This window comes from Acinetobacter sp. YH12226 (assembly GCF_013417805.1).
Classification (GTDB): Bacteria; Pseudomonadota; Gammaproteobacteria; order Pseudomonadales; family Moraxellaceae; genus Acinetobacter.
The window spans coordinates 20,717-29,176 of the sequence record NZ_VPDG01000024.1; the positions used below are offsets into that span (position 1 = coordinate 20,717).

The window sequence follows — 8,460 nt, forward strand, 5'->3', positions numbered from 1 at the left end:
GCGCGGGTTTTAGCAAATCAGCTGGCCCGCGATCCGGTTGAGAGTGATCCGAAGCGGTCCTTGACGACCGGCACAAATCGGCCGATTCTGTTGAAAAAGTAGCTTTAGCGGCAGCCTGCCGATCAGGTGTGCCTGCTGTCGAAGTGGCTGCAAGCCACTTCAAGTTGCCTTCCGGCGTTTCACTGAGCGTCCTTGCTCAGGTTTAAGGGTTAATTTGAGGGTTTCTGCTCGTAGCAGGCATACCTATCCCGTCAGCGGTGGCCCTTGAGGCAAAAGCTTGGCCATGCGGCGCAGGTTCTGCACCATCGCAGCCAAGGTGAATTCGTCAGTGGCACCCGTTAGGCCACGCAGTCGTAAACGGTCGAGTTTCATGATCCGTTTGAGGTGGGCGAAAAGCATCTCCACCTTCTTTCGTTCGCAGCGAGAGACGAGGTACTCCGGTGTCTTGGCGATGCGTCGAGCCACGTCGCGGGCAGCCTCATGGATGCTGCGGACGATCTTCCGATTCGGCGTGTTGGGGCAGCATTTCGCTTTCAACGGGCAGGTGGCGCAGTCGGTTTGGCTGGAGCGGTAAATGACGGTTTTGGCCTTAGTTACCCGCGACCTTTGCTGGGTGAAGGCGCGCCATTCACTGCGTAGCGGTTTGCCGGCTGGGCAGCGATATTCATTGGCGTCCTGACTCCAGTGAAAGTCGTTACTGGAGAGGCTGTCGTCCTTGCGCTCGGTCTTGTCCCACACCGGCACATGCGGTTCGATGTCCTTTTCTTCGACCATCCAGGCCAGCATCGGGGCGGTGCCATAAGCGGTATCGCCGATAAGGCGTTCCGGTGTGAGATCGAACTGCGCCTCGACACGCTCGACCATCGTCCTAGTCGAATCGACTTCGGCGGTACGGTGCGCCGGGGTAGCTTCCACGTCCATGATCACACCGTGCTCAGTGTCGATCAGGTAATTCGTGGAGTAGGCAAAAAAGGCCGGGCCACCTGGCGCTGCTGTCCAACGGGACTGAGGATCAGTGAGCGAAATTTTCTTGGGAAGAGCCTCAGCCAGCGCCTCTTCATCAAGGGCTTCGAGGTACTCGCGCACTGCGCGGCTGCTGAGCTTTGGATCGTTCCAATCGACCTCATCTCCCGCCACCCCACGTTGCCGGCTGGCATCCGCCTTAATGATGCTGGCGTCGACGGCGAAACCTTCACCCTTGACTAGGCCGGCTGCCATGCAGCGCCGCAGCACCTCATTGAATAACCAGCGGAATAGATCGCTGTCACGAAAACGCCCATGGCGATTCTTCGAGAAGGTCGAGTGATTGGGGACTTCGTCTTCCAGACCCAACCGGCAGAACCAGCGATAGGCCAGGTTCAGGTGCACCTCTTCGCACAATCGCCGCTCGGAACGAATGCCATAGCAAGTAGCCGACGACCAGCATGCGCACCATCAACTCCGGGTCAATCGAGGGACGCCCGATGGGGCTATAGAAATCTGCCAGGTAGGCACGTAGATCACTGAGATCCAAGCACTGGTCGATGCTGCGCAGGAGATGTTGGGCCGGGACGTGATCTTCCAGATTGAACGAGTAGAACAGGCGCTGCTGTCCTCCCGGTAACTGTCCCATCATGCTGTTCGCCCCCACGCTCGCTGACAAAGCAATTTTGCCAACGGCATGGGGAGGCCGCTACTTTTTCAACAGAATCGGCCGCACACAGCCATTCGGCTCAACAGAACCCTGCCTTTACCCCACCAAACTCCGGAAACTCGCCCGGTAGTCCGTCGGCTTGAGATGCACATGTTGGCTGAGGTCGCCGGGTAGCGTGAACAGGCGCGGACCGTCCCGAAACTGGAACACGCGATACAGATGGAATTGATCGCCCGCCTCCTTGGAGAATTCGAGTTCGTTGTGGCTGACCAAGAAAGACGAGCCTACCCCGCCATTGGTGGTTTTCACCTCGATGAAGCGCTCATGGGCGTCCTCTTCGAACGACAGGATGTCGAACCCCGCACCGTCTCCCTGGGTGTCGGACACCCAATCCAGCCGCTGAAAAAGCTCTGGGTGGCCGAGCTCGGTCAGGCGTTGCTGTTCGTAGCCAATCACCCACTGCTCCCCTGCCCGGCCCAGCTTGCGGTTGGCTTCATCGCGAGCGGCATAATCGAACTTTCGCGGTAGGCGTTGCCGTAGAGATGCCGGGGTACGCACAAGCACTTCACGGGCGGGTGGTTCTACCAAAGCCGCTCGGTAGGTTTTGTCACCCGGAAGTTTTACCTCCTCCAGGGCATCGACAAGAGCGCCGACCGTCTGCTGATGTTCCAGAACGTAGGCGTGTACGGATTTACGCAGCAGCAGTTGGCTGTTGCCGCGTGGCTTGTAGCCGTTGATATAGGGCAGGCCCAGGGCATCGAGTACGGCGCTAATGTTCTGGTGCTTGAGCTCGACTGAAGACTTGCTGCGACCGTTCAGCAGTTGGCGCAGTGCCTGGTTGTGCTCGGACTTGTTGTACGGCTCCCCAGCCGCCTCGGCACGCAGCATGTCGAAATAGTCTTCGACCGTGGCCAGGACCTCTTCTTCGGACCAGTCTTCGCCGATGCGAATGATGCGAAACCCGAGCCGCGTCAGCGCCGGAACGACGGTCGCCTCGCCACCGGAGAAGCTGTCAGCAGTGAGCGGGCCCTGCTCGGGAAATTGCTTGCCGAAGGCCACACCGGCGATGGCCTTGGAATCGCAATCGGTGCCGGTCTTCGGATCACGTACCAGGAAGTCGCGGGACTTGCCGTAGCCGTGGCGCGCCAGGAATTTCGTGCGGCCCAGTTGCACGAACTCATCGATGGCAGCCTGCACGGCGGCGGGGCTTCGAAGCTGGGAGAGTTGAGACACAGGGTCCTTCCTTACTGTCATGGTGTGCCGGGAACCGCCGAGCCACGAGATTATGAGTAGCCCCTGAACAGAAACGTCACGATAAAAGCCGTGAACGCCACCAGGCCCATTAAATCCCTTGCGTATTTGCAGCCCGTGCTGTCCAAACCTGTACCAGGTCCGATCAACACGCTCCAACCATTGAGGTACGAAAACACCGCCTGACCGAACAAAAAATGCGTGATAGCCGCCGCAGCCATGACGCCGGAATCGTCAGACAGGCTGTAGCTGTTGACCATTGCCCTGTACGCCTGCATCTGAAATGGCTATTGCCCTGATGGGAGCCGGCTTTTCAGCCACCGACACCAGCGATGCCGTCAATATTCTTTACCCGATAACCATGACCGTACAAGCTAACAAGGCCTGGCAAGCCAGCGGACTTAAAAAGTCTTTTTTTCTACCATCCCACAAAAAAGTTCGTGGTGGAGAAAAGATAAGCTATGCAAGGCTTTAGGAGACGTGGTTTTTCAGGATGACGAAGAACGATTCGGCGCTAGGTGCAACATAGGTGCATCGCACGAGCGCTAGGAACGGCGAAAAAAGGCGGACGTGGCGAAATCGGTAGACGCAGCAGACTTTAAAATTGGAGTGCCCGCGGGGAAATCCGCGGAGTAGAACCGCTCAAAGTCGGGGAACGCTAACGGGCAATACCCTAAGCCAATCCCGAGCCAAGCCCCTTCGGGGGAAGGTGTAGAGACTGGACGGGCGGCGCCTAAAGCCTTCGGGCAATGGCGAAGGGACAGTCCAGACCACGAACGTCATCAGACGGCGGCGAAAGTCGAGGTGGTACGAAAATCTGCTTCTCTGTGAGAGTACGGGTTCGAGTCCCGTCGTCCGCACCACAAAGCCAAACATCCCTGCGATGATCGACCTCTGGGCGTTTGGTCGTGAGCCCGCCACCCTCGCGCTACGCTTTGCGCAGGCGTCGAAGGCGATCAGGTGCGCCCATCGATTCCGTCGAGCACCATCGCTGCGAGTTCATCGCTGGTGTGTGCACCACTATCGAGAACACGGGTTGTGCATGGAAGCCGTTCCCTTGCGGCCAAGCATCGGGCGACATTCGCTAATCGCCACTCTCGAATCTCCGCATTTCGATTCGGGTCAGGATGCATGGTCTGGTTCGCGATCCGGTGACGCAATAGGTCCTCGTTGAGCGTCAGAAAGATGTGCAGCAGCTGATCGTCGATCCGCCTTACCCCGTCGAGTATCTCAGTCAGATAGTCCGGGTGCACGAGCGTCATTGGGATGATGATGTCCTGCGAGTAATTCCTTCGAATCTCCCTGACCGCCGCGATCGTAAGTCCCCTCCACAAGGGGAGATCCTGATAGTCTCCGCTCGCTGGCATGGGGACCGTTTCTTTCACCACGAACCCGATTTCCTCGGGGTCAAAGATCAGCGATTTGGAACGCCGATCGCGCAGCCGCTTAGCGAGCGTCGTCTTTCCGGCGCCGAAAGGTCCGTTGATCCAGATTATCATTGTCGACGGCCTCTAACCTGAAGGCTCGCAAGAGCGCTCGACGGCCTCGTGCGGAGGCACGATCGGAGTGGTTCCGAAATGCTTCTCAAGATAGGTGACGCCGAACGTCACGATGTCCTGCGCGTCGAACAGGTAGCACTGAGCAAAGCCCACGACACCTTCTCGATGGCGACCGAGCTTCACGTAAGCATTTGCTATAGTTTCAACCGCATCCGGCTTTCCTTCGATAGCAAAGCAATCGAGAATGCCGTTTGAATCGTAATCCGATGCCGTTTTCCAGGCGACTTCACCGTCTCTTCCAAGCATCGGCATCTCATACGTCACCCACCGTTTGTTGGGGATATCGGCAACCGCCTCGGCGTAGTGCAATGCGGTAACGGAGTTTAGCGGCGCACCCAACAGCAGGGCCTTCCCGCCAAGGCGAACGAACCGCTCGACGGGCGATCCTTCCCCCAAGGCGTGACCGAGTTCGTGAGGCTCCGTCAGCGTTTCAGCCAGCGGACCAACCGCGACCATCGATGCATCGGGGTGCGCGCTGCGCCGCGCGCCGGGGGCTTGAACCAGAAATTGATTCAGCAGGCCGAACCCACGGTAAGTCCCGGCTGTTGCGGGATCGAACGGCAGCCAGGTACGGCGGGCTTCGTCATCCAGCCGAGCGCCATTCAGAGTCTCCTCGTAGGGTGATCGGTCCCACGACGCGTATCCCATCACAGTGCCAGTCGGCCCAACCGCGGAGCGTAACGCGGCAACGACCGTCTCCGCTCCTCCTTCGACCGGACCAATCGCTTTAAGTGAGGCATGCACCATCAAGAGGTCACCGGTTTGGACTCCGAGTTTTTGAAGCGCCTCCGTTATTGCCTTCCGCGTATGCATCGCGATATCTCCTCTAAACTGCAAAACACTATACCTATCGAGATATCACTCTACTATACCTATCGAGATATATAGAGGTGGTCCCACTTGTTTGAACAACTAAAAGCGTATTTATAAGTGATATTCCGCTCTAGTTAAGCCACCTTGTTTTGTTGGGGTAGCTGATCATAGTAAAACTCATTTGGTGTCATTTTGTCTAGACTCGAATGAGGTCGTTTCAAATTATAAGAGACCTTTGCACGAAACAGCCCCTTTGCTCGAGGCATACCACCAAACCGAAAAAAAACAAAGAATGGCAATGAAATAAGCAAAACAATGGCTAAATCATGGATAAAATCTCCAAATGGTTGTTAAATTTGTGTCTATTGGCTGAGCTTACTAACCAACAGACACAATAACCCTAGGCGAGTCCGTATTTTCGTTTCAAGCTTAGGGCAGTTTTTAAATTATGCACCATGCTTGCAAGCAAAGTGCTGGTATGAAATTGCATTAACCCTAAATGACGAGCTTTGCTCATCCCATAATGCAGTTTAAAATGTCCAAAGACCCGCTCAACGGTGTTTCTAGTTTGGCTCTTTTGGGTATTATTGCGTTTTTGCTGTTCGGTTAAGGGTGTATTGCGCCATGCTCTATCATGAATATGATTTTTTATCGGTGGTTCATGCTCGGCAAGGTAGTCATCATGGGCTTGGCTTTTATACGCACTGTCAGCATACACGGCTGATTCATCATCTGTTAACAGCGTGGTAAAACATTGGGAATCATGGACATTGGCAGGGGTAGTTTCAACCTTTTTGACAAAGCTGTCTTCATCACAGTTGAGATGAATTTTAAAGCCGTAGGTGGTTTTTACTTTACCTGTACTGTCTTTTTTACTGACATAGGCGGCTTCGTTATCTTGGGTATTGTCGGTGTGTTTGCCTTTCTTAGGTCGTTTGTTTTTAGCTTCAACGATACTGGCATCGATGATGCTGACACTGCCCGCTTTGATAAAAATGTTTTGTTGGGCTAGTTGCTCATTGATTTGGTTGAACAATGGTTCAATCAGTCTAAGCTCACCTAGGTGTTTGTGGTATCGCCAAATGGTGCTATGGTCGGGTACATCATCCGTTAATGATAGGCCAACAAAGCGACGAAATAGTAAGTCTCGTGCCAGTTGTTTTTCCATGGCTGGATCCGATAGGTTATAGAGTTTTTGTAAGAGTAATACTTTAAACATGATGACAGGGTGAAAGGCAGATTCCCCACGCTCACTGCTATGAACGTGGCGTAAGGTTTGCTCGATAGTTTGCCAGTCAATTAGGTTGTGTAGTTCATCTAATTCTTCGATGGCTTTGTGAGCGTTAATGAGACTGTCTGCTAGGGAGAGTTGCCCTGTTTGTTTCCATGCCATAGTCGTGTTTTTTGCTAGGTGATTGATTTTATTGTATTATACCAATTTAATGAACTTTTGTGTGTTTATTCGTGCAAAGGTTTCTATAAACTGCTAAACTACACCCACTCAAATTAGTGGGTGTAATTAGTTTGAGTTATAAAAATCTCACAACTGAAATCGTTTGATCTATCTTAGACACCTTGTGAATACGGTGTATTAAGCCGCGAAATCTCAGCGCATTCAAAAAAACGTAATTTAATAAATTTCTCAGTGCTTGCCATTGGGCTTAGTCGTCTCTCCCTCTAACTGACTTTGCTCAGGCTTGTACGCATTTTATATGTAGATAACAATGCAAAACGTACAAACTTTAAAGTTAAGCCGTGCCACATTGATGTTTCCTTTGGCATTGGTTTTATTCGAATTTTCGGTCTATATCGGTAATGATTTAGTCCAACCTGCCATGCTCGCCATTACCCAAGATTTTGGGGTCAGCAGTGCATGGGCACCGTCGTCTATGTCTTTTTACTTACTGGGCGGTGCTTGTGTCGCATGGTTGCTTGGGCCACTCTCAGACCGTTTAGGCCGTAAAAAGGTGTTGCTCGCAGGTGTAGCATTTTTTGTGCTGACCTGCCTTGCAATTTTACTCACTCAAAATATTGAGTCTTTTTTGGCACTCCGCTTTTTACAAGGTGTGGGGCTGTCGATGATTTCTGCGGTGGGTTATGCCGCAGTACAGGAAAGTTTTGAAGAGCGTGATGCCATTAAAGTCATGGCTCTCATGGCGAATATTTCTTTGCTAGCACCGTTACTTGGTCCTGTGGTCGGGGCGTTTATGATTGACCATGTGTCATGGCATTGGGGCTTTATTGGCATTGCCTTTTTGGCTTTTTTAAGTTGGTTTGGTTTAAAAGCCAAAATGCCTGCGACACAACAGCGTCATTCTAAAAAGCCGCTGCGCTATATTTGGGATGACTATAAGACGGTCTATAAAAATAAGACCTTTTTGGCGCTCACCTTTGGCCTACCCATGGTCGCGATGCCGTTGATGCTGTGGATAGCACTGTCACCCGTGATCTTGGTGGAAGAACTTGGCTTGAGCAGTATGCAATACGGCTTGGCACAGTTCTCCGTCTTGGGCGGTCTCATTCTGGGCAACATTGTACTGATTAAAGTCATCGACAAAATGGCACTGGGTAAAACCGTGTTACTCGGTTTGCCCTTGATGTTCATCGGTACGCTGTTGGTAGTGCTCGGCACGATTTTCCAAAGCTATTTCTTGCCGTTACTGATTGTGGGGATGACTTTGGTGAGCTTCGGTGAAGGCATTAGTTTTTCAGTGTTATACCGCTTTGCGTTGATGTCATCGGAAGTGTCCAAAGGGACGGTTGCTGCAGCCGTTTCGGTTCTGATGATGTTTACGTTCTTCTTCGTGATTGAACTGGTTCGCATAGCTTATGTGGCATTTGGTCTTTGGGCTTATAGTTTAGTCTGCCTCATTTTGATTGCACTTTGGTTTAGCTTTCCACGTGCGACCGTGAAAAAAGTGATGCAAAAACGTCTTGAGAGTGGTGTTTACTAAAATTTTATTCACTGAATTCAGCGAAGCTCACATCATAAAAAAGCGCCCATTCAAATGAATGTGCGCTTTTTTATTATGGCTTTAAATAATCCTTTTTAAAGCCAGTTTTTAAACTCAGGCTTCTATTATTAATGAAGTTTTCGGACCATTCAGGATCGTTCGATTTACTCAAAATATCTTTGAGCCAAACCTTTAATGTTTCAATTGGATAATCTGCATTTTTGTATAAGTTAATCACGGTGATAATCTG

Annotated in this window: 7 protein-coding genes and 1 pseudogene; 2 read left to right on the plus strand and 6 right to left on the minus strand. The window is 52.1% G+C overall.

The genetic code is table 11. The annotated features are described in order from the left end of the window. Nucleotides 1-243 precede the first annotated feature (243 nt). From FTV08_RS14805 to FTV08_RS14815, 3 genes and pseudogenes are all read right to left on the minus strand, one after another. Nucleotides 244-1,615: pseudogene (locus FTV08_RS14805) on the minus strand (IS1182-like element ISCfr1 family transposase). Nucleotides 1,616-1,729: 114 nt separating this feature from the next. Then, entirely contained in the window at nucleotides 1,730-2,866 is a 1,137-nt protein-coding gene (locus FTV08_RS14810) for a DUF3883 domain-containing protein (RefSeq protein ID WP_000080860.1), read from the minus strand. A 50-nt stretch (nucleotides 2,867-2,916) separates the two neighbouring features. Further along, nucleotides 2,917-3,144, minus strand: a complete 228-nt coding sequence (locus tag FTV08_RS14815) for a hypothetical protein (protein WP_000248278.1) — start codon at nucleotides 3,142-3,144, stop codon at nucleotides 2,917-2,919. A gap of 23 nt (nucleotides 3,145-3,167) precedes the next feature. Between FTV08_RS14815 and FTV08_RS14820 the strand changes: the two genes are divergently transcribed. Continuing rightward, complete coding sequence (locus FTV08_RS14820) at nucleotides 3,168-3,359, plus strand: hypothetical protein (RefSeq protein ID WP_000951934.1); 192 nt, start codon at nucleotides 3,168-3,170, stop codon at nucleotides 3,357-3,359. 481 nt (nucleotides 3,360-3,840) lie between these two features. Here the strand turns inward: FTV08_RS14820 and FTV08_RS14825 are convergent, their stop codons facing one another. The 3 genes from FTV08_RS14825 to FTV08_RS14835 form a co-directional block, all read right to left on the minus strand. After that, nucleotides 3,841-4,383 carry an AAA family ATPase gene (locus tag FTV08_RS14825; protein WP_000587837.1) on the minus strand — a complete coding sequence of 181 codons (543 nt, stop codon included), beginning with the start codon at nucleotides 4,381-4,383 and terminating at the stop codon, nucleotides 3,841-3,843. A gap of 12 nt (nucleotides 4,384-4,395) precedes the next feature. Further along, complete coding sequence (aac(3)-IId, locus tag FTV08_RS14830) at nucleotides 4,396-5,256, minus strand: aminoglycoside N-acetyltransferase AAC(3)-IId (RefSeq protein ID WP_000557454.1); 861 nt, start codon at nucleotides 5,254-5,256, stop codon at nucleotides 4,396-4,398. A 400-nt stretch (nucleotides 5,257-5,656) separates the two neighbouring features. After that, nucleotides 5,657-6,649, minus strand: a complete 993-nt coding sequence (locus FTV08_RS14835; protein ID WP_005028482.1) for an IS5-like element ISAba23 family transposase — start codon at nucleotides 6,647-6,649, stop codon at nucleotides 5,657-5,659. 331 nt (nucleotides 6,650-6,980) lie between these two features. On the opposite strand from FTV08_RS14835, the gene FTV08_RS14840 reads away from it, so the two are divergent. Then, on the plus strand, nucleotides 6,981-8,210 hold the full coding sequence (locus tag FTV08_RS14840) for an MFS transporter (RefSeq protein ID WP_180058975.1): 1,230 nt from the start codon (nucleotides 6,981-6,983) through the stop codon (nucleotides 8,208-8,210). Nucleotides 8,211-8,460: the final 250 nt, after the last annotated feature.

What these genes read in the sequence shown, in the direction of transcription:
- FTV08_RS14815 (WP_000248278.1), bottom strand. Translation starts at nt 3,144, where the DNA reads ATGGTCAACAGCTACAGCCTGTCTGACGATTCCGGCGTCATGGCTGCG.
- FTV08_RS14820 (WP_000951934.1), top strand. Translation starts at nt 3,168, where the DNA reads ATGGCTATTGCCCTGATGGGAGCCGGCTTTTCAGCCACCGACACCAGC.
- FTV08_RS14825 (WP_000587837.1), bottom strand. Translation starts at nt 4,383, where the DNA reads ATGATAATCTGGATCAACGGACCTTTCGGCGCCGGAAAGACGACGCTC.
- FTV08_RS14835 (WP_005028482.1), bottom strand. Translation starts at nt 6,649, where the DNA reads ATGGCATGGAAACAAACAGGGCAACTCTCCCTAGCAGACAGTCTCATT.
- FTV08_RS14840 (WP_180058975.1), top strand. Translation starts at nt 6,981, where the DNA reads ATGCAAAACGTACAAACTTTAAAGTTAAGCCGTGCCACATTGATGTTT.